Origin of the sequence: Streptomyces sp. NPDC088794 (assembly GCF_044750545.1) — a bacterium.
Taxonomy (GTDB): Bacteria; Actinomycetota; Actinomycetes; order Streptomycetales; family Streptomycetaceae; genus Streptomyces.
On sequence record NZ_JBIVKB010000013.1, the window covers coordinates 122,922 to 143,741 of the forward strand.

At 70.5% G+C, this 20,820-nt stretch carries 20 protein-coding genes; 12 read left to right on the forward strand and 8 right to left on the reverse strand.

Annotated elements, in window-relative coordinates; translation table 11 throughout:
* The first annotated feature begins 11 nt into the window (after nt 1-11).
* The 5 genes from argC to ACIP6U_RS32015 are packed head-to-tail and all read left to right on the forward strand — an operon-like array spanning nt 12 to nt 4,844.
* Nucleotides 12-1,040, forward strand: coding sequence for an N-acetyl-gamma-glutamyl-phosphate reductase (gene argC / locus ACIP6U_RS31995; protein WP_401725061.1), 1,029 nt, complete (start codon nt 12-14; stop codon nt 1,038-1,040).
* Complete coding sequence (argJ, locus tag ACIP6U_RS32000) at nt 1,037-2,188, forward strand: bifunctional glutamate N-acetyltransferase/amino-acid acetyltransferase ArgJ (RefSeq protein WP_401725064.1); 1,152 nt, start codon at nt 1,037-1,039, stop codon at nt 2,186-2,188. The genes argC and argJ overlap by 4 nt, the downstream gene beginning before the upstream one ends.
* On the forward strand, nt 2,185-3,096 hold the full coding sequence (gene argB, locus ACIP6U_RS32005) for an acetylglutamate kinase (protein WP_401725066.1): 912 nt from the start codon (nt 2,185-2,187) through the stop codon (nt 3,094-3,096). Before argJ ends, argB begins: the two co-directional genes overlap by 4 nt.
* Nucleotides 3,093-4,280 (forward strand): acetylornithine transaminase, encoded by a 1,188-nt coding sequence (locus ACIP6U_RS32010; RefSeq protein ID WP_401725069.1) that lies wholly within the window; start codon nt 3,093-3,095, stop codon nt 4,278-4,280. Before argB ends, ACIP6U_RS32010 begins: the two co-directional genes overlap by 4 nt.
* Nucleotides 4,281-4,301: 21 nt before the next feature.
* Nucleotides 4,302-4,844, forward strand: a complete 543-nt coding sequence (locus ACIP6U_RS32015; protein ID WP_124002766.1) for an arginine repressor — start codon at nt 4,302-4,304, stop codon at nt 4,842-4,844.
* A 69-nt stretch (nt 4,845-4,913) separates the two neighbouring features.
* Here the strand turns inward: ACIP6U_RS32015 and ACIP6U_RS32020 are convergent, their stop codons facing one another.
* The 5 genes from ACIP6U_RS32020 to ACIP6U_RS32040 all read right to left on the reverse strand — a co-directional run bounded on the left by ACIP6U_RS32020 (nt 4,914) and on the right by ACIP6U_RS32040 (nt 9,815).
* Complete coding sequence (locus ACIP6U_RS32020) at nt 4,914-5,651, reverse strand: FAD:protein FMN transferase (protein WP_401725072.1); 738 nt, start codon at nt 5,649-5,651, stop codon at nt 4,914-4,916.
* 55 nt (nt 5,652-5,706) lie between these two features.
* On the reverse strand, nt 5,707-6,504 hold the full coding sequence (locus ACIP6U_RS32025) for an FMN-binding protein (RefSeq protein WP_401725075.1): 798 nt from the start codon (nt 6,502-6,504) through the stop codon (nt 5,707-5,709).
* Nucleotides 6,505-6,532: 28 nt separating this feature from the next.
* Nucleotides 6,533-7,915, reverse strand: a complete 1,383-nt coding sequence (locus ACIP6U_RS32030; RefSeq protein ID WP_185146354.1) for a ferredoxin reductase family protein — start codon at nt 7,913-7,915, stop codon at nt 6,533-6,535.
* Nucleotides 7,916-7,993: 78 nt separating this feature from the next.
* Entirely contained in the window at nt 7,994-8,452 is a 459-nt protein-coding gene (locus tag ACIP6U_RS32035) for an FMN-binding protein (RefSeq protein ID WP_401725079.1), read from the reverse strand.
* A 10-nt stretch (nt 8,453-8,462) separates the two neighbouring features.
* Nucleotides 8,463-9,815 carry a ferric reductase-like transmembrane domain-containing protein gene (locus ACIP6U_RS32040; protein ID WP_401725080.1) on the reverse strand — a complete coding sequence of 451 codons (1,353 nt, stop codon included), beginning with the start codon at nt 9,813-9,815 and terminating at the stop codon, nt 8,463-8,465.
* Between the two features lie 169 nt (nt 9,816-9,984).
* Here ACIP6U_RS32040 and ACIP6U_RS32045 point away from each other — a divergent pair, with 169 nt between their 5' ends.
* Together ACIP6U_RS32045 and ACIP6U_RS32050 are read left to right on the forward strand one after the other, a co-directional pair.
* A complete protein-coding gene (locus ACIP6U_RS32045) occupies nt 9,985-10,725 on the forward strand; it encodes a response regulator transcription factor (RefSeq protein WP_401725083.1) in 741 nt (246 codons plus the stop codon).
* Entirely contained in the window at nt 10,722-12,176 is a 1,455-nt protein-coding gene (locus tag ACIP6U_RS32050; protein ID WP_401725086.1) for a sensor histidine kinase, read from the forward strand. The genes ACIP6U_RS32045 and ACIP6U_RS32050 overlap by 4 nt, the downstream gene beginning before the upstream one ends.
* Here ACIP6U_RS32050 and ACIP6U_RS32055 read toward each other — a convergent pair.
* The 3 genes from ACIP6U_RS32055 to ACIP6U_RS32065 all read right to left on the reverse strand — a co-directional run bounded on the left by ACIP6U_RS32055 (nt 12,163) and on the right by ACIP6U_RS32065 (nt 14,487).
* On the reverse strand, nt 12,163-12,867 hold the full coding sequence (locus tag ACIP6U_RS32055; protein ID WP_401725089.1) for a L,D-transpeptidase family protein: 705 nt from the start codon (nt 12,865-12,867) through the stop codon (nt 12,163-12,165). The genes ACIP6U_RS32050 and ACIP6U_RS32055 overlap by 14 nt on opposite strands.
* Before the next feature lie 3 nt (nt 12,868-12,870).
* Nucleotides 12,871-13,458: a pyridoxamine 5'-phosphate oxidase family protein gene (locus ACIP6U_RS32060; protein ID WP_401725092.1), complete on the reverse strand. Its 588-nt coding sequence runs from the start codon at nt 13,456-13,458 to the stop codon at nt 12,871-12,873.
* 135 nt (nt 13,459-13,593) lie between these two features.
* Nucleotides 13,594-14,487, reverse strand: coding sequence for a hypothetical protein (locus ACIP6U_RS32065; protein WP_401725095.1), 894 nt, complete (start codon nt 14,485-14,487; stop codon nt 13,594-13,596).
* 249 nt (nt 14,488-14,736) lie between these two features.
* Between ACIP6U_RS32065 and ACIP6U_RS32070 the strand changes: the two genes are divergently transcribed.
* From ACIP6U_RS32070 to ACIP6U_RS32090, 5 genes are all read left to right on the forward strand, one after another.
* Entirely contained in the window at nt 14,737-15,930 is a 1,194-nt protein-coding gene (locus ACIP6U_RS32070; protein WP_401725098.1) for an argininosuccinate synthase, read from the forward strand.
* 126 nt (nt 15,931-16,056) lie between these two features.
* On the forward strand, nt 16,057-17,490 hold the full coding sequence (gene argH, locus ACIP6U_RS32075) for an argininosuccinate lyase (RefSeq protein WP_401725101.1): 1,434 nt from the start codon (nt 16,057-16,059) through the stop codon (nt 17,488-17,490).
* Between the two features lie 153 nt (nt 17,491-17,643).
* Nucleotides 17,644-18,615: an aldo/keto reductase gene (locus ACIP6U_RS32080; RefSeq protein ID WP_401725104.1), complete on the forward strand. Its 972-nt coding sequence runs from the start codon at nt 17,644-17,646 to the stop codon at nt 18,613-18,615.
* Between the two features lie 82 nt (nt 18,616-18,697).
* The gene (locus tag ACIP6U_RS32085; protein ID WP_401725107.1) at nt 18,698-19,279 is read left to right on the forward strand and encodes a TetR/AcrR family transcriptional regulator; all 582 of its coding nucleotides are present in this window, start codon (nt 18,698-18,700) and stop codon (nt 19,277-19,279) included.
* Entirely contained in the window at nt 19,276-20,799 is a 1,524-nt protein-coding gene (locus tag ACIP6U_RS32090) for an MFS transporter (RefSeq protein ID WP_401725110.1), read from the forward strand. Before ACIP6U_RS32085 ends, ACIP6U_RS32090 begins: the two co-directional genes overlap by 4 nt.
* Nucleotides 20,800-20,820: the final 21 nt, after the last annotated feature.

Sequence of the window (20,820 nt, forward strand, 5' to 3'; positions counted from 1 at the left end):
AGGAGGATGACATGGCGGTACGTGCGGCGGTGGCCGGGGCGAGTGGATACGCGGGCGGCGAGCTTCTGCGACTGCTTCTCGCGCACCCCGAGGTCGAGATCGGCGCCCTGACCGGCAACTCCAACGCCGGACAGAGACTCGGCGCACTCCAACCGCATCTGCTGCCGCTGGCCGACCGGGTCCTGGAGGGAACTACCCCGGAAGTGCTCGCCGGACACGACGTCGTCTTCCTCGCCCTGCCCCACGGCCAGTCCGCCGCCGTCGCCGAACAGCTCGGCCCCGATGTGCTCGTGGTCGACATGGGCGCCGACTTCCGGCTCGAGGACGCGGCCGACTGGGAGAAGTTCTACGGCTCCCCGCACGCCGGTACCTGGCCCTACGGCCTGCCCGAACTGCCGGGCGCCCGCGCCGCGTTGGAGGGGTCCAAGCGCATCGCGGTGCCCGGTTGCTACCCGACCGCCGTCTCCCTCGCCCTCTTCCCGGCCTACGCCGCCGGGCTCGCCGAGAGCGAGGCCGTGATCGTCGCCGCCTCCGGCACGTCCGGCGCCGGCAAAGCGGCCAAGCCGCACCTGCTGGGCAGCGAGGTCATGGGGTCCATGTCGCCGTACGGCGTCGGGGGCGGCCACCGGCACACCCCCGAGATCATCCAGAACCTCGGCGCCGTGGCGGGTGAGCCGGTCGCCGTCTCCTTCACGCCGACGCTCGCGCCGATGCCCCGCGGCATCCTCGCCACCTGCACCGCGAAGGCGAAGCCCGGCGTCACCGCCGAGTCCGTCCGCGCCGCCTACGAGAAGGCCTTCGCCGACGAACCCTTCGTCCACCTGCTGCCCGAGGGGCAGTGGCCCGCCACGGCGTCCGTCTACGGTTCCAACGCCGTTCAGGTGCAGGTCGCGTACGACGAGGCCGTGGGACGGATCATCGCGATCAGCGCCATCGACAACCTGACCAAGGGCACCGCGGGCGGTGCCCTGCAGAGCATGAACCTCGCCCTCGGGCTCGACGAGTCCACCGGGCTGACGACGATCGGAGTCGCGCCGTGAGTGTGACGGCAGCACAGGGATTCACGGCCGCGGGCATCGCCGCCGGGATCAAGGAGAACGGCAACCCCGACCTGGCCCTCGTGGTCAACAACGGGCCCCGCCTCGCCGCCGCGGGCGTCTTCACCTCCAACCGCGTCAAAGCCGCGCCGGTGCTCTGGTCCGAGCAGGTGCTGAAGGGCGGCCAGGTCTCCGCCGTCGTCCTCAACTCCGGTGGCGCCAACGCCTGTACGGGTCCCAAGGGCTTCCAGGACACGCACGCCACCGCCGAGAAGGTCGCCGACACGCTGGGGCTGAGCGCTGCCGAGGTCGCCGTCGCCTCCACCGGGCTCATCGGGCTGCTGCTGCCGATGGACAAGCTCCTCCCGGGAGTCGAGACCGCCGCCGCCCAACTCTCCCCGCACGGCGGCGAGAAGGCCGCCATCGCCATCAAGACCACCGACTCCGTCCACAAGACCGCCGTGGTCACGAAGGACGGCTGGACCGTCGGCGGCATGGCCAAGGGTGCCGGCATGCTCGCCCCCGGCCTCGCCACCATGCTGGTCGTCCTCACCACGGACGCGGTCGTCGAGAGCGACGTACTGGACAAGGCACTTCGGGACGCCACGCGCACGACCTTCGACCGGGTCGACTCCGACGGCTGCATGTCCACCAACGACACCGTGCTGCTGCTCGCCTCGGGCGCCTCCGAAGTCTCCCCTGAGTACGCGGAGTTCGCGGAGGCGGTCCGGGCCGTCTGTGACGACCTCGGTCAGCAGCTGATCCGGGACGCCGAGGGTGCCAGCAAGGACATCAAGGTCGAGGTCGTCAACGCCGCGAGCGAGGACGACGCCGTCGAGGTGGGCCGCTCCATCGCCCGCAACAACCTCCTCAAGTGCGCCATCCACGGCGAAGACCCCAACTGGGGACGGGTGTTGTCCGCGATCGGCACGACCAAGGCCGCCTTCGAGCCCGATCAGCTGAACGTGGCGATCAACGGCGTCTGGGTCTGCAAGAACGGTGGGGTCGGCGAGGACCGCGACAAGGTCGACATGCGCTACCGCGAGGTGCACATCGTCGCCGATCTGGCCGCCGGGTCCGAGACCGCGACCATCTGGACCAACGACCTCACCGCCGACTACGTCCACGAGAACAGCGCGTACTCCTCATGAGCAATGTGACCCGGAAGCACACCGCGCTGCCCAAGGCACAGATCCTCATCGAGGCGCTGCCCTGGCTGGTCCGGCACAACGGCAAGACGGTCGTCATCAAGTTCGGCGGCAACGCCATGATCGACGAGGACCTCAAGGCCGCGTTCGCCCAGGACGTCGTGTTCCTGCACCACGCGGGCCTCAAGCCCGTCGTCGTGCACGGCGGCGGCCCGCAGATCAGCGCCGCCCTCGACAAGCACGGCATCGTCAGCGAGTTCAAGGCCGGCCTGCGCGTCACCACCGAGGACGCCATGGACGTCGTCCGCATGGTGCTCGCCGGACAGGTCCAGCGCGAACTCGTCGGGCTGCTCAACCAACACGGGCCGCTGGCCGTGGGGTTGACCGGCGAGGACGCGCACACCATCACCGCCACCAAGCACCGGCCCGAGATCGACGGCGAGTTGGTCGACATCGGGCGGGTGGGCGAGATCACCGCGATCGACACGGGCGCGATCGAGGCACTGCTCGCCGACGGCCGGATCCCGGTCATCTCCTCGATCGCCCGTTCCGAGGACGACGGACATGTCTACAACGTCAATGCTGATACGGCTGCTGCGGCACTCGCTGCGGCACTGGGCGCCGAAACCCTCATGGTCCTCACGGACGTCGAGGGCCTCTACGAGGACTGGCCGCACAGCGACGAGGTGATCAGCCGCCTCACCGCTTCCCAACTGGAGAAGCTGCTGCCGGAGTTGAGCTCCGGCATGGTGCCGAAGATGGAGGGCTGTCTGCACGCCGTGCGCGGCGGAGTCACCACCGCCCGCGTCATCGACGGCCGGGTCCAGCACTCGATCCTGCTGGAGATCTTCACCGACGAGGGCATCGGCACGATGGTCGTGGCCGACGAGCAGGAGGGGGACGCCGAATGACCGCCAACGAAGAGTTGACGGAGCGGTGGCAGGGCTCGCTCATGAACAACTACGGCACCCCGCGACTGCCCCTCGTGCGCGGCGCGGGCGCCAAACTGTGGGACGCCGACGGCAAGGAGTACCTCGACTTCGTCGGCGGCATCGCGGTCAACGCGCTCGGCCACGCCCACCCGGCGATCGTCGAGGCCGTCAGCAGGCAGATCGCCTCCCTCGGCCACGTCTCCAACCTCTTCATCGCCGAACCGCCCGTCCTCCTCGCCGAACGGCTCCTCCAGCACTTCGGCCGGGACGGCAAGGTCTACTTCTGCAACTCGGGCGCCGAGGCCAACGAGGGCGCCTTCAAGATCGGCCGGCTGACCGGCCGGCCGCACATGGTCGCCACCGAGGGCGGCTTCCACGGCCGCACCATGGGCGCCCTCGCACTCACCGGCCAGCCCGGCAAGCAGGAACCCTTCCGGCCGCTGCCCGGCGACGTCACCCACGTTCCCTACGGCGACGCGCAGGCGCTGGCCGCCGCGGTCACCGAGGAGACCGCGATCGTCGTCATCGAACCGATCCAGGGCGAGAACGGCGTCGTGGTGCCCCCGCCGGGCTACCTCAAGGCCGCCCGCGCCATCACTGCCGCCACCGGATCGCTGCTGGTCCTCGACGAGGTGCAGACCGGCGTCGGGCGTACCGGCCACTGGTTCGAGTACCAGGCCCACGACGGCGTCCTGCCCGACGTGGTCACGCTGGCCAAGGGGCTCGGCGGCGGGCTGCCGCTCGGCGCCACGGTCGCCTTCGGACGCGCCGCGGAGCTGCTCCAGCCGGGGCACCACGGCACGACCTTCGGCGGCAACCCCGTCGCCTGCGCCGCCGGACTCGCCGTCCTCGACACGATCGAGAACGAGGGGTTGCTGGAGAACGTCAAGCGGCAGAGCGAGAGGTTGCGGGACGGAATCGAGTCGCTCGGCCATCCCGTGATCGGCCATGTCCGGGGTGCGGGCCTCCTCCTGGGTATCGTGCTCACCGAGCCGCTCGCGCCCAAGGTGCAGCAGGCGGCTCAGGAGGCCGGCTTCCTGGTGAACGCGCCCGCCCCCGACGTCGTACGGCTGATGCCACCGCTGAATCTGCGCGACGACGAGGTGGACGCGCTGATCGCTGCGCTGCCCGGCGTCCTTGACGAGGCACACGGGGACGGATGATCCGGGAATGAGACGACGACGATGAGTCAGGCGCAGGACGACGACGTACAGCATGCCGGGCCCGCCGTGCCGCAGACGCGGACCGCACGGCACCGGCGGATCGTGGACATCCTCAACCGGCAGGCGGTGCGGTCGCAGAGTCAGCTGGCGAAGTTGCTGGCGGACGACGGGTTGACGGTTACTCAGGCGACGTTGTCCCGGGATCTCGACGAGTTGAACGCGGTGAAGATCCGTAACACCGAGGGCGATCTCATCTACGCGGTGCCCAGCGAGGGCGGTTTTCGCACGCCCCGGGCGCCGTTGGGGGAGTCGGCGAAGGAGGAGCGGATGCGGCGGCTCTCTTCCGAGCTGCTGATCTCTGCGGAGGCTTCGGCGAACCTTGTTGTGTTGCGGACGCCGCCTGGTGCCGCGCAGTTCTTGGCGTCGGCGATTGATCAGGCTGAGCTGCATGACATCTTGGGGACCATCGCCGGTGATGACACGTTGCTGTTGATCAGCCGGGAGGCTACGGGCGGGCAGGCGCTGGCCGAGCATTTGTTGCGGTTGGCTCAGAACGGGCATTGAGGTGGTTTTGTCGGGTGCGCGCCCGTTGTGGCTGGTCGCGCAGTTCCCCGCGCCCCTGGGTAACTCCACCTAGCCCAGTCGGGATGCCAGGCCTCCGGTGCATCTGACCTCGTCGCCTGCTGTGATGAGCAGGGCCTCTACGTCAGGCAGTGACTCCAGCCACCGTAGGCCCTGTCTCGAACCCATCGCGAAAGCCGCCGTCGCCCAGCAGTCCGCCCATGTCAGTTGGGGGGCGACCACCGTGACCGCCACCAAGTCCGAGATCGCGGAGCGGCCCGTGCTGGGGTCGACTATGTGCGTGCCGCGTTCCGCCGTGCCCGAGGTCGCGACCGCCAGTTCGTCCATGCCCGCGGCCGAGATGACCGCCGCGAGGCCGCCGGGCCGGATCGGGTCCGACACGCCTACGCGCCAGGGGCGTTGGGGGCCGGGGACGCCGAGGAGCTGGACGTCGCCGCCGCCGTTGACGCTGACGCCCGTCGCGCCGGCCGCCAGGATGAGACGGGCCGCGCGTTCGGCGGACCAGCCCTTGACGATGCCGGTCGGGTCGAGCCGGCCCTGGTACGTCGTGCTGAACCAGCCGTCGCTCAACCGCTCGGCCTCGGCGCCGAGTTCGAGGACCTCGGCGACCTCGGGGTCGCACTCACCGAGGGTCAGTTCGCCCCGCGCCAGCCGGGAGATCTGACTGTCGTCGCGGTAGGTGCTGAACACCTCGTCGACCCGGTGCAGTCCGGCGACGGCCTCCTCCAGCGCCGCGCGCACCGCACCGGGCTCCCCACCGCGGACGTCGAAGGAGAAGACGGTCCCCATGACCTCCTCCGCATGACGTACCGCGGCGGGAGCCTCTGCCGATTCGGCCACCGCCTCAGCCACCGGCCTGGTCCAGCGCCGACTGCAGGGACTGCTTGTAGCCCGCGCTCGTGTACGTGGCGGTCGAGACCGAGTCGATGTCCGCGCTGCCCTTGGCGACGGCTTCCTGGTTCAGCTTCGGGATGGCCAGCGCCGTCTTCTGGTCGCTGGTGCCGCCCTTGGGCGCCTGCACCGCCTCGGCCTTGGTGAGCTTGCCGTTGCTGACGGTGATGCGGACCTGGACCGCGCCGTACATCGTCTGCGCTACGGCGCCCGTCACCGTCTTCGCCTGCGTGGATCCGGAGTCGGAGCCCGAGCCGGCGCCGGAGGAGGACCCCGTACCGCCGCCCTGCGCGTTGCCGGCCGCCTTCATCTTGTCGATGGCCGACTGGAGGGACTGCTTGTAACCGCCGCTCGTGTACGTGGCACTGGACACCGAGTCGATGTCCGCGCTCTGGGCGGCGACGGCCTCCTGGTTGAGCTTCGGGATGGCCAGCGCCGTCTTCTGGTCGCTGGTGCCGCCCTTGGGGGCCTGGATCGCCTCGGCCTTGGTGATCTTGCCGCCTGCGACGGTGAGCCGTACCTGGACGACGCCGTACTCGGTCTGGGCCGGGTTCCCGTCGACGGTGCCCGTGCCGGTGGCCGCGGCGCCGCCCTGGGGCGACTCCTGGGCTCCCACCGTCTGCTGCGGCACCACACCGGCCGCCGCGGCGCCCGGGTCGGACGCCGGCTTCAGCGACAGCAGCAGCACCACGCCCGAGACGGTGGCGGCGGTGGCCAGCACGACACGCCGGATGGGATGACTCTTCCTCATCGGTTCAAAGCTCCTGAAGTCCCGTCGCTCACATCTCGAACGACTCGTGATGGATGCGGCGGGCGGGCACTCCCGCGCCGCGCAGTGCTTCGTACACGGACTGCGCGAACCCGGGCGGGCCGCACATGAACACGTCGTGGTCGTCGATGTCCGGCAGCTTCTGCCTGAGCCGCTCCGCCGAGATGTCGGGGCGCTCGCCGTCCGGGCTGTTGACCGCGTACATCAGGCGGGCGCCGCGGTCGTTGGCGATGGCGGCCAGTTCGTCCCACAGCGCCAGGTCCTGGGTGGTGTTGGCCCGGTACAGCAGCGTGATGTCGCCGGAGGCGCCGGGCAGTGTCTCGAACAGCGCCCGCATCGGCGTGATGCCGACCCCGCCCGCGACCAGCAGCACCTTGCCGCGGCTGCGGCGCTGGGCGGTCAGCGCGCCGTAGGGGCCCTCGGCCCACACCTTGGTGCCGGGCGTCAGCTCGCGCAGCCGCGCGCTGTGGTCGCCGATCGCCTTCACCGTGATCCGCAGCATGTCGGGGCGGGGCGCCGCCGACAGCGAGTACGGGTGGGAGGAGAACCGCATGCCGGGGGCCAGGAACCGCCAGCGGAAGAACTGCCCCGCCTGCGCGCCCATCCGGTGCAGCTTGCGCCCGCTGATGAGCACCGACACGATGCCCGGCGTCTCCTCGATGACCGCCTCGACGCGCATGCGGTGGCGGAAGTTCAGCCGGATCGGGGCGAGGATGCGGTACCAGAGGACCAGCGCGGTGACCGACCCGTAGAGCACGTACCAGAAGGTCTTGGCGGTCGGCTCGACGGCGAAGTCGTTGCCGGTGGAGATCTGGTGCCAGAAGGTCAGGAAGACCGCCGCGTACGTCAGCAGGTGGACGTGGTACCAGGTGTCGTACGGGATCAGCTTGCGGATGCCGCCGACCGAGATCAGGCCGATGAAGAACAGCAGGCCGGTGCCGATGGCGGCCTTGCCCATGTCCGGCAGCTGGTTCACCGAGTCGATCGTCTGCTGGACGATGTCGCCGAGCGACTTGCCGGCCTGCAACGCGTATCCCCACATCGTGAGGAACACGTGCGCGAGCACCAGGCAGACCGTGTAGCGGCCGGACATCGCGTGCCAGCGGGCCACCCGGTCCGAGCCCACCCGGCGTTCCAGGGCGGGCACCCGGGCCATCTGGAGCACGACCAGCGCCATCAGGTAGCCGGCCAGCAGGCCGGTGATCCGGCCCGCGTTGAGGATCTTGCTGTTGTTGTCGGCGATCGACGGTGTGTTGTGCCACCACAGCCACAGCACGCCGACCGCGCCCGCGAACACCGCGAGCAGCAGGACGGTCGCCGGGGAGCGGCGCGGACGGATGCGGCGCATCGTCTGGCGGCGGGCAGCACGGCCGCCTGCGAGCGTGGTGGTCACGTTTCCTCCGGGAACGGGGGCAAGGGGGTTGGCGTGGGGTCCCTTGGCCCTGGAATACGTGCCGTGACGCTCGTGTGTTCAGCTGCGTGCGGAGTCCAGTGCGGACTGAAGAGACTGGCGGTAACCGTCACTTGTGTAGGTGGCGCCGGAGACGGTGTCGATGCTCGCGCTCTGGGCCTGGAGGGCCTCGCTGCGCAGCCGGGGGAGCGCGTAGCTGTTGATCTCCTGGTCCCGCGGATTGTCCGTCGGGTAACTGACGGCGGTGACGTCGGTGAGCCTGCCGTTCTTGAGGGTGATCCGGATCCGTACGGGCCCCCAGCGGGTTTGGATCGTGTCGCCGGTCACGGTCCTCGTACCGGTGGCCGATCCGCTCGAACCGCCGGACGCGCTCGAACCGTTCGACGGCGCGGGCACCGCCACGGCCACGGTCGGCGTCGAGTGCGGCTTCAGCGACAGCAGCAGCACCATCCCGGAGACGGTGGCGGCGCACGCCAGCACGATCCGGCGCAGCGGGCGGTCCTTCTTCAACGCGTGCACGTGTGCCGCCTCACAGTTCGAACGACTCGTGGTGGATACGGCGGTTCGGCACACCGGCGCTGCGCAGCGCCTCGTACAGGTCGCGGGCGAAGCCGTGCGGACCGCAGAGGTAGATGTCGTGGCCGGCCAGGTCCGGGACGGACGCGCGCAGGGCGCGTGCGGTCAGGTCGGGGCGCTGCCCGTCCGGTCCGTTGAGCGCGTAGAGCACCGTCGCCCCGCGCCGGCGCGCGATGGCCTCCAGCTCTCGGCCCAGGGCGAGGTCCTCGGCCCTGCGGGCGCGGTAGAGGAGGGTGACCTCCCCGGGCAGCGTCTCGAACAGGGCCCGCAGCGGGGTGATGCCGACGCCGCCCGCGATCAGCAGGGACCTGGGCGATGTCTGCCGGTCCGCGGTCAGGGAGCCGTACGGGCCCTCCGCCCACACCCGCGTGCCGGGCCGCAGCCGTGAGACGGCCGCGCTGTGGTCGCCGAGCGCCTTGACCGTGATCCGCATCAGGTCCCGGCGCGGCGGAGCCGACAGCGAGTACGGAGTCGACGTCCAGCCCAAGCCCTCACCGAGGAACCGCCAGCGGAAGAACTGCCCCGGCCGCGCGTCGAGTTCGTCCAGCCGCTGTCCCTGTACGACGACCGAGAACACGCCCGGCGCCTCCTGGTGCACGGACCTCACCCGCAGCCGGTGGCGCAGGTTGAGCCGTACCGGGGCGAGGATCCGGAACCACAGCACCAGGGCCGCGACGCCGAGGTACAGCGCGTACCAGGCGGCCGTGGCACCGGCGTGCCCGCTGAGTTCGTTGCCGAGGGTCAGCTGGTGGAAGAAGGAGAGGAAGACGGCCAGGTAGGTGAGCAGGTGGAGGTAGTACCAGACCTCGTGGCCGAGGCGACGGCGAGCGGCCCGGGCCGAGGTGATACCGACCGCGAACAGGATCAGCGTGCCGAAGGTCGCCTTGAGCATGTCCGGGTAGTCCAGGACCACGGTGACCGTCTCGTGCCACAGGGAGAAGCCGTCCTGGGCGGCGTACCCGAGGAGGATCAGCACGATGTGCGCGAGAAGCAGGCAGACGGTGTACCGGCCGGCCATCGCGTGCCAGCGGGCCACCCGGTCGGAGCCGATCCGCCGCTCCAGCAGCGGTACGCGCGCCATCAGCCCGACGAGCACCGCGCAGGCGTACCCGCACAGCAGCCCGGCGATCCGCCCCGCCCCGGTCAGCCAGCCGGCTGCGCCGACGACGGATCCGGTGTCGGCCCACCACAGGGCGACCACGGCCGCGGCCCCCGCCCACAGCAGCGCGAGCACGGCTCCCGCGGGGGAGCGTCGCGCCGGTGGCGCCAGGGCGGGTGCTGCCCGCCGGTCGTACAGGGTGGTCATCCGGTACGTCCTTTCGTCTTCGGAGGACGAATCGCCTCTGGAGGACGAAACACTGCCCGCGCAACTTCTCAGGACCCTCTGAACCGGCACCCCGCCCAGCCGACTCAGAGCAAACTCAGAGCTTCGGGTGGAGCGTGCCGTCCCCGCGAGGGGTGATCCTGGTAAGGACATGAACACCACCCGCTCCGGCCGCCCCGCTCTCGTCCGCCCCGACGGCACACCGCCGCGCGTCCTGGTCGTCGACGACGATCCGGATCTCGCCGAGGTGCTCTCCGGGGCCCTGCGCTACGAGGGCTGGCAGGTCCGCTCGGCCGGTGACGGTGCCTCGGCGCTGGCCGCCGCCCGGTCCCTGATGCCCGACGCGGTGGTGCTCGACGTGATGCTCCCGGACACCGACGGCCTGGCCGTGCTGCGCTCCCTGCACACCGTCAAGCCCGACGTCTGCGTGCTCTTCCTGACCGCGCGGGACGCGGTGGAGGACCGCATCGCGGGCATCACCGCGGGCGGCGACGACTACGTCACCAAGCCGTTCAGCCTGGAGGAGGTCGTCGCCCGGGTGCGCGGTCTGCTGCGTCGCGCCGGCATGGCGCGGCAGCAGGACGAGGGTCCGCGGCTGACCGTCGGCGACCTGGCCATGGACGAGGAGGCCCGCGAGGTCACCCGGGCCGGCGAGCTGATCGAGCTGTCCCCGACCGAGTTCGAACTGCTCCGGTTCCTGATGCGCAATCCGCGCCGGGTGCTCAGCAAGGCACAGATCCTCGACCGGGTCTGGTCCTACGACTTCGGGGGCCGTGCCCACGTCGTCGAGCTGTACATCTCGTATCTGCGCAAGAAGGTGGACGCGGGCCGTGAGCCGATGATCCACACGGTGCGCGGTGCCGGATACGTGCTCAAGCCGACGGCCCGATGAGGTTCCGGCCGCGGCTGCCCCGGCCGCGCACCCTGCGGGCCCGGCTCATCGTGGGCCTGGTCGTGCTGCTGGCCGTCAGTTGTGCCGCGGTCGGCGTAGCGGCGGTCGTCGAGCTGAACGGGTTCCTCACCAGCCGGCTGGACGAGCAGCTGACCCAGGCCGGCAGTCGGTTCCCGGCGAGTCTGGAACACGGCGGCACCCTGCCGGACGACCATGACGGCGACGAGGGCGGCGACACCCGCCGCCAGGCCACCGGGACGTTCGGCGCCCGGCTGGTCGACGGCTCGGTCACCAACGCGGCCGTCGTCCGCCCGACCGGCACCAGGAACGTCCCCCTGAGCGACGACGACGTGAAGCACCTCGCCGCGCTCCCGGCCGACGGCAGAGGGCACAGCGTCGACCTGTCCGCCCTGGACGGCTACCGGGTCGTCGCCTCACGGGGCAAGGACGGCGACGTGCTGATCACCGGGCTGCCGCTGGAGCCGGTGGAGGCCCCCGTCCACCGGCTCGAACTGGTTGCCGCGGTCGTCTTCGGCCTGGCCCTCACCCTCACCGGCGTCGCGGGCGCCCTCTGGGTGCGCTGGTCGCTGCGGCCGCTGAGCCGGGTCGCCGACACCGCCACCCGGGTCAGCGAACTCCCGCTCGCCAGCGGTGAGGTGGCCCTGCCGCCGCGAGCCCCGGAGTCCGACCCGCGCAGCGAGGTGGGACGGGTCGCGGGGGCCTTCAACCGCATGCTGGGCCATGTGGAGGACGCGCTCACCAAACGGCACGCGAGCGAGGAGCGGCTGCGCAGCTTCGCGGCCGACGCCAGCCACGAGCTGCGTACCCCGGTCGCCACGGTGCGCGGCCACGCCGAACTCGCCCTGCTGCACCCCGACCCGGTGCCGCCGGAGATCACCCGCGCCCTCGAACGCATCGCCGCCGAGTCGGCCCGTATGGGCGCGATGGTCGACGACCTGCTCCTGCTCGCCCGTCTGGACGCGGGCCGCCCCCTCGAACGTCTCCCCGTCGACCTGACCCGTCTGGTGCTCGACGCCGTCACCGACGCCCGGGCCGCGGGCTCCGACCACCGCTGGACCCTGGAACTCCCGGCGGAGCCGGTCACCGTCATCGGTGACGACCACCGTCTCCACCAGGTGTTGGCCAACCTGTTGACCAACGCACGGGTGCACACGCCCGTCGGCACCGAAGTGACCGTCTCCCTGGAGACCGACGACGGCACCGCCGTCCTCAGGGTCATCGACGACGGCCCCGGCGTCCCCGACGACATCCGGCCCGGTGTCTTCGAACGCTTCACCCGGGCCGACCGCCGCCGCACGGAGGCCCCCGGCGGCGGCGCGGGCCTCGGCCTGTCCATCGTGGCGGCGGTCGTGGAGGCGCACGGCGGGAGTGTGAGCCTGGAGAGCGTGCCGGGGGCGACCGCTTTCACCGTACGACTCAGTAGCGGGTGATCGCCGTGCTCCCGCCCGTCGTGCCGATCGCGATGTGCGGCTCGCTCCAGGGCCGCACCCAGGTGAGGATCGCGCGCATCGCGTCGCTGGACACCGACACACAACCGGCCGTCGATCCGCGCCCGTTGACGTGCAGGAAGATCCCGGCACCGCGACCCCGCACCCGCTGGTGGTAGTTGAAGCCGACGACGAGCGCGTAGGCGTACTGCGTGGTGTAGGAGGCGAGTTGCTCGGACTCCGAGGCGCGGCAGTCCTTCGGGCGGGGCTCGGTCCAACGGTTGTAGAACACCGAGGAGTTGTCCTCGCACCACCAGGAACTCGCGTGCACGGCACGGTACTTGTAGCGCGTGCCGCCCGGCGCGGCCTTGATGCCGAAGGCGAAGGGGAGGTCGTACAGCCCGGTGGGTGTCGTGTTCGTGCCCTGCTTGCGGGCGGTGCCCTCGACGAGTCCCCTCGCGCCGAACCGGGCCGCGGCCGAACCGGCCTTCACCCACTGCCCGTTGCGCAGGTCCCACCATGTCACCGTCCCGGTGGTGGACCCGGTCGAGGAGGCGACGGCGGTGATCAGCTGGCTGCCGCCCCCGGTGTCGGCCATCCGGGCCGGCAGCGGCGGGGCGGCGTCGGGCGCGGCGGCGCCGAGCACCAGGAGGGAGGCGGAGACCAGGGAACCGGCGGCGAGAGCTGAGCGCATGGCTCAGACCGTAGAGGGCGGCAGCGGCAACGGCAGCCCGGGTAGGCCATCCAGGCTCGTGGCGATGTGGTCCTTCTTGGTGAAGTACGCGCTGAGCGAGTCGTCGTCCTCGCGCGCGAACCGCTTGCGGTGCAGATCACGGTCCTCGTCGTACGACATGTAGGGCACCGCGTATCCGCAGCTGTCCCGGACGAGTTCGGCCGTCACGACGATGACCGCGCGCAGCCCGTGCTGGGTCGGGTCGATGTCCGGGAAATGCGCGAGGAGTTCCTTGAAGCGGGGGTCGTCCCGGAAGACCGGTTCGCCGCGGCCGTGCACCCGCACGATGTTCGGCGGGCCCTGGAAGGCGCACCACATCAAGGTGATCCGGCCGTTCTCGCGCAGGTGCGCGATCGTCTCCGCATTGGACCCGGCGAAGTCCAGATAGGCCACCGTGAGCTCGTCGAGCACCACGAAGGAACCCTTGAGGCCCTTGGGGGAGAGGTTGACCGTCCCGTCGCCGGACAGAGGAGCGGTCGCGGTGAAGAAGAGGGGCTGCGCCTCGATGAACGTGCGCAGTCTGCCGTCTATGCGTTCGTATGTCTTTCCCACGTCAGCCGATTATGAACGAAATTCTTTCGACTGTCTAAGGAATTGTCGGGTCCGTATGCGCCGTGCGACGCGTACGGACCCCGCCGTGGCCACCCCGGCCGGCGCTCACTCGGGGCGGCCACAGCGCCTGTCACGTCACTGGGTGAGCGTGCAGGCGGCCAGGGAGTCCAGTCCGGCCGGCTTCTCGGCCGTGCGGCCGATGGAGATGGCGATGCGGTCGATGGTCGAGGTCCGCTTGTCCGCCAACGGGCCCAGGATGGCGTTCTGGACGAAGTTGGCGCCGCCCTGTCCGACGGTGTCGACGAGGCGCTTGTTGGCCTCGTCGATCTGGGTCTGGAGGAGGGCGAGGTTGCGGTCGACCTCGGCCTGCGCGGACGCCGGGATCTCCGGCAGCTGCGAGGCGACGTCGGGGCAGCTGATCGTGCCGACGCCGGTGTTCTCGCCGCCGGCCGCGTCGCCCGCACCGGTTGCGCCCTCGGCGCCCTCCGCCGCCGCGGCCGTCTCGCTGGGCGCGGCGGAGACGTCGTCACCGGCACCCGTGTCCTCACCCGTGCCCGTGTCGCCACCGGTGTCGGCGACGCCCCCGGCCTTCAGGGTGCAGGGCGCCAGCGCGTCCAGTCCGGTCGGCTTCTCGGCGGTGCGGCCGATGGCGGTGGCGATGCGGTTGACGGTGGCGATCCGCTTGTCCTCCAGCGGGCCGAGGATGGCGTTCTGGACGAAGTTGGCGCCGCCCTGTCCGACGGTGTCGACGAGGCGCTTGTTGGCCTCGTCGATCTGGGTCTGGAGGAGGGCGAGGTTGCGGTCGACCTCGGCCTGGGCGGACGCCGGGATCTCCGGCAGCTGGGACGCGACGTCCGGGCAGGCGATCGTGCCCGGGTCGGCCAGCGTCCGGGCGGTGTTCCCGTTGCTCTTGGACGACTCCCCGGCCAGTGCGGAACCGGCGATCACCGCGCCGGACAGCACCAGCGCGGCAGCACCGCCGATGAACGCGACGCGGCGCTTGTTGTACTTCGGAAGAGCCCTGGACATGGGGATGCCTCACTCAAGTCGGGGGTGTGTCGGGGGTGTTCGGTGTTTACAAACGCGGCGCCTGCGTTCGGCGAGAGGTACGGGCAAGCGGTTTCTGATGTTCAAGGAAGTTGCAAAAATCCCGGCCCGGTATCCCGTCGGCGTGCCGACCCGGCCCTTGGCCGACCGTCTCCCGCACCCCGGATTGACGAACCATGCAGAGTGCTGCATACTCATGCATGTCAGCGAATGCACTGTGAGGAGAAACCCGTGACCGAGCGCGTCGTACTCGCCTACTCAGGCGGATTGGACACCTCCGTCGCCATCGGCTGGATCGCCGAGGAGACGGGCGCCGAGGTCATCGCCGTTGCGGTCGACGTCGGCCAGGGTGGCGAGGACCTGGACGTCATCCGCAAGCGCGCCCTCGCGTGCGGTGCGGTCGAGGCCGAAGTGGCCGACGCCAAGGACGAGTTCGCCGAGGAGTACTGCCTCCCGGCGATCAAGGCCAACGCCCTCTACATGGACCGCTACCCGCTGGTCTCCGCGCTCTCCCGGCCGACGATCGTCAAGCACCTGGTCGCCGCCGCCCACAAGCACGGCGCCACCACGGTCGCCCACGGCTGCACCGGCAAGGGCAACGACCAGGTCCGTTTCGAGGCCGGCATCGTCGCCCTCGCCCCCGACCTCAAGTGCATCGCCCCGGTCCGCGACTACGCGATGACCCGTGACAAGGCGATCGCGTTCTGCGAGGCCAAGAACCTCCCGATCGCGACCACCAAGAAGTCCCCGTACTCCATCGACCAGAACGTCTTCGGACGCGCCGTCGAGACGGGCTTCCTGGAGGACATCTGGAACGCCCCGATCGAGGACATCTACGAGTACACCCAGAACCCGGCGGTCCAGCGCGACGCCGACGAGGTGGTCATCACCTTCAAGGCGGGTGTCCCGGTCGCCCTCGACGGCAAGCCCGTCACCGTCCTCCAGGCCATTCAGCAGCTCAACGAGCGCGCCGGCGCCCAGGGCATCGGCCGGATCGACATGGTCGAGGACCGCCTGGTCGGCATCAAGTCCCGTGAGGTGTATGAGGCTCCGGGCGCGATCGCCCTGATCACCGCCCATCAGGAGCTGGAGAACGTCACCGTCGAGCGCGAACTCGCCCGCTACAAGCGGCAGGTCGAGCAGCGCTGGGGCGAACTGGTCTACGACGGCCAGTGGTTCTCCCCGCTCAAGCGCGCCCTCGACGGCTTCATCGACGAGGCCAGCCAGCACGTCAACGGCGACATCCGCCTCACCCTGCACGGCGGCCGCGCGGTCGTGACCGGCCGGCGCTCCGAGTCGTCCCTGTACGACTTCAACCTCGCCACCTACGACACCGGCGACACCTTCGACCAGGCCGCGGCCAAGGGCTTCATCGACATCTACAGCCTGTCGTCGAAGATCGCCGCCAAGCGGGACCTGGCGTAACCCCCGCGGGTGCCTCGCGCACGCTGACCTGACAGCCGCCTCCTCACCTGAAAAGGTGGGGAGGCGGTGGCACATCCACCCCCTCTTTCCTTCTTTCCTTCCACCCCCTCCGAGGAGTACGAGCAAGTGAGCAGCAACAGCGGTGACGTACGGCTCTGGGGCGGCCGTTTCGCCGACGGTCCCGCCGAGGCCCTGGCGAAGCTGTCCGCGTCCGTCCACTTCGACTGGCGGCTCGCGCCCTACGACATCGCCGGTTCCCGAGCCCACGCGCGCGTGCTGCACAAGGCGCACCTCCTCACGGACGACGAGCTGACCCGGATGCTCGCGGGCCTCGACCAGCTCGAAGCGAACGTCGCCGACGGCACCCTGGTCGGCACGATCGCCGACGAGGACGTCCACACGGCCCTGGAACGCGGCCTGTTGGAGATCCTCGGCCCCGACCTCGGCGGCAAGCTCCGCGCCGGCCGCTCGCGCAACGACCAGGTCGCCACCCTCTTCCGCATGTACCTGCGGGACCACGCCCGCGTGATCGGCGGCCTGATCGCCGACCTCCAGGACGCGCTGATCGGCCTCGCGGAGGCCCACCCCGACGTGGCGATGCCCGGCCGCACCCACCTCCAGCACGCCCAGCCGGTCCTGTTCGCCCACCACGTCCTGGCCCACGTCCAGCCCCTGTCCCGGGACGCGGAACGCCTGCGCCAGTGGGACGAGCGCACCGCCGTCTCCCCGTACGGCTCCGGCGCCCTCGCGGGCTCGTCCCTCGGCCTGGACCCGGAGTCGGTGGCGAAGGACCTCGGCTTCGAGCACGGCTCGGTCGCCAACTCGATCGACGGCACGGCGTCCCGCGACTTCGTCGCCGAGTTCGCGTTCATCACGGCGATGATCGGTGTGAACCTCTCCCGGATCGCCGAGGAGGTCATCATCTGGAACACGAAGGAGTTCTCCTTCGTCACCCTGCACGACGCCTTCTCCACGGGCTCGTCGATCATGCCGCAGAAGAAGAACCCGGACATCGCGGAGCTGGCGCGCGGCAAGTCGGGCCGCCTGATCGGCAACCTGACGGGCCTCATGGCCACGCTCAAGGCCCTCCCTCTCGCCTACAACCGCGACCTCCAGGAGGACAAGGAACCGGTCTTCGACTCCATCGACCAACTCGAGGTCCTGCTCCCGGCGTTCACCGGCATGATGGCCACCCTCACGGTCCACCGGGACCGCATGGAGGAACTGGCCCCGGCCGGCTTCTCCCTGGCCACCGACATCGCCGAGTGGCTGGTCAAGCAGGGCGTCCCGTTCCGGGTGGCGCACGAGGTCGCGGGCGAGTGCGTGAAGGTCGCGGAGGCCGAGGGCATCGAACTGGACGGCCTGACGGACGAACAGTTCGCGAAAATCTCCGCCCACCTGACCCCGGAGGTCCGGACGGTCCTCAATGTGCCGGGCGCCCTGGCATCCCGAAACGGCCGCGGCGGCACGGCCCCGAGCGCGGTGGCGATCCAACTGGCAGAGGTGAAGCAGGACTTGGCGGCCCAGCAAGAATGGGCCACAGCCAAAGACAAGCGGTAGGGCAGGTCTTTCAGGGGCGCGGGGAACTGCGCGAGCAACCACGACGCACCCGCACCCGCCAAACCACCACAACCCCCCGAGCTCTGAAGCGAAGGTCATCGCGGGCTACGTTGGGAAGGAACCGTACCGGAGCCGACCCCCACGGAGCCCGCGATGCCCTTCGCCCGACTGGCCACAGCAACAACCCCCACCTGCCACATCGGCTTGGGCCTCGCCGCGGTAGGCCGCCCCGGCTACATCAACCTGGGTCGAGAAGAAGACCTCGGAGAGAACCGCAGCGTCGAAACGCTCCGCACCCGCACCCACGAACTCCTCGACGCCGCGTACGCGCAAGGCGTCCGCTACTTCGACGCCGCCCGCTCCTACGGCCGCAGCGAGGAGTTCCTCGCCGACTGGCTGCACGCGAGGCCCGACATCGACGACGTGGTCGTCGGCAGCAAGTGGGGCTACACCTACACCGCCGACTGGACCACGGACGCCGAGAAGCACGAGGTCAAGGACCACACCATCCAGACCTACGACCGCCAGCGCGGCGAAACCGCCGAGCTGCTCGGCGACCACCTGGATCTCTACCAGATCCACTCCGTGACCCCGGACAGCCCGGCCCTCACGGACAAGGAACTGCACGCCAAGCTGGCGGAGGCCGCCGCCCACGGCACCACCATCGGCTTCTCCACCAGCGGCCCCGCCCAGGCGGACGCCATCCGGGCCGCCCTCGCGGTGACGGTCGACGGCGAGCCCCTCTTCCGTACCGTCCAGTCGACGTACAACGCCCTGGAGACCTCGGCGGGCCCCGCCCTCGCCGAGGCGCACGACGCCGGCCTCACGGTGATCGTCAAGGAGGGCATGGCCAACGGAAGGCTGGCGGAGCCGTACGCGCCGGACGCCCTGAAGGCCGTGGCTCAGGAGACGGCCCTCGGCACGGACGCGGTCGCCCTGGCCCTGGTCCTGCGCGAGCCCTGGGCCGGCGTGATCCTCTCCGGCGCCGCGACCGTGGGCCAGCTCGCCTCCAACCTGCACGCGGCCGTCGTGGACCTGGACGAGAACCAGGTGGCCCGCCTCGCCACGCTGGTCGAGGACCCGCAGACGTACTGGGAGAAGCGCGCGCAGCTGCCCTGGCACTGAGAAACCCCTGATGACCACCCGCCTATGAGACGTCCATGCTTGTGATGAGACATCAATGTCTCACATGGGTTACTGTTGTCTCATGGCTCTCGATCGCGACCACGTACTCCGCGCCGCCGCGGCTCTGCTGACCCGTAAATCCACCGCGACCATGGACGAGGTCGCCAAGGCGGCCGGGATCAGCCGGGCCACGCTGCACCGCCAGTTCGCGGGCCGCGACGCGCTCGTACGGGCGCTGGAGGCGCTCGGCATCGCCGAGTGCGAGACCGCGCTGGAGGCGGCGCGGCTGGACGAGGGCCCCGCCGAGGACGCCGTACGACGGCTCGTCCGCGAGGTCGAACCGGCCGCCGGTCTGCTCGCCTTCCTCTACACCGAGAACCAGTTGTTCGAGGGCGAGGAACAGCACGTGGGCTGGGCCCGGATCGACGACCGCATCACCGCCCTGTTCCGGCGCGGCCAGCACAACGGCGAGTTCCGCATCGACCTCACGCCCGCCTGGCTCACCGAGGCGCTGTTCGGCCTGCTGGCCTCCGGTGCCTGGATGGTGCAGAGCGGCAAGGGCGCTCCCAAGGACTTCACCCGCATGATCGCCGAGCTGCTGCTCGGCGGCGCACTGCGCAGAGACGAAACACGCAGAGACGAAACACGGAGAGAGGAATCATGACCAGCACCCTGCAGTCGGCGTCCACGACCGAGGCGGTGAAGCGCCCGGGCCGCTGGCTCGCGCTGTCCGTTCTCGTGCTCGCCGTGCTGCTGGTGGCCGTCGACGCGACCGTCCTCGGTCTCGCGACCCCCTACATCAGCGAGGACCTGAAGCCGTCCTGCACCCAACTCCTCTGGATCGGCGACGTCTACTCCTTCGTGATCGCCGGCCTCCTGGTCTCCATGGGCAGCCTCGGCGACCGCATCGGCCGCAAGCGCATCCTTCTCCTCGGCGCCACCGCCTTCGGCGCGATATCGGTCCTCAACGCCTACGCGTCCACACCGGAGTTGATGATCCTCGCCCGCGCCCTGCTCGGCGTCGCGGGCGCGACCCTCATGCCGGCCACCCTCGCCCTGATCCGCAACCTCTTCCACGACCCGCGCGAGCGCAGCCTGGCGGTCGGTATCTGGGGCGCAACGGCCTCCGCCGGTACGGCCGTCGGCCCCGTCGCGGGCGGCTTCCTGCTGGAACACTTCTGGTGGGGCTCGGTCTTCCTCATCAACCTGCCGGTGATGGCGGTCCTCGTCCTGGTCGGCATCAAGATGCTCCCCGAGTCGAAGAACCCGAACCCCGGGCCGTGGGACATGATCAGCGTCGTGCTGTCCCTGGTCGGCGTGATCGGTGTCGTCTACGCGGTCAAGGAGGCGGCGACACACGGCTTCGAGGTGCACTCGCTCGCGGCGGGTGCGGTGGGCGCGGCGGCCCTGTACTGGTTCGTGCGCCGCCAACTCACGCTCCCGTCGCCCCTGTTGGACATGCGCCTGTTCCGCAACCGCGGCTTCAGCGCGGCGGTCCTGGCCGACCTGCTGACCATCCTCGGCCTGTCCGGGCTGGTGTTCTTCCTCTCCCAGTACCTGCAACTCGTCCAGGGCAGGGGCCCGTTCGAGGCGGGGCTCGCCGAAATCCCCGCGGCGGTAGGGGCGGTGGCGGCCGGTCTGATCGCGGGTCGCGCGGCCCGGCGCTTCTCGGTCCGCTCGGTCGTCGCGGGCGGCCTGGCGGCGGTGGGCCTGGCACTCGCCGTACTGACGACACTGGGCCAGTCGACCGGCTACCCGATCCTCGGTGCCGCGCTGCTCGTGGTGGGTGTCGGCGCCGGCTTCTCCTTCACGGTGACCGCCGACGTCATCCTCTCCTCCGTACCGAAGGAGCAGGCGGGCGCCGCATCGGCGGTCTCGGAGACGGCGTACGAACTGGGAGCGGCCCTCGGAATCGCCGTACTCGGCTCGATCGTGACGGGCGTCTACAGGGGCTTCGCGTCTCCGGCGGGCACGCCGGAAGGGGCGCACGAGTCGCTGGGCGGAGCGGTGGACGCGGCGAACAGCATGCCGACCCGGACGGCTCAGGAAATGCTGACGTCAGCCAGAGAGGCCTTCGTCGACGGCCTCAGCCTGGCATCCGGGGTGGGCGCAATCGTCCTACTGGCAACGGCAGTCGCAGCATGGTTCATGCTGCGAGACCAACGGCTGGACAGCGCCCCGTAAGGGGCGCGGGGAACTGCGCGA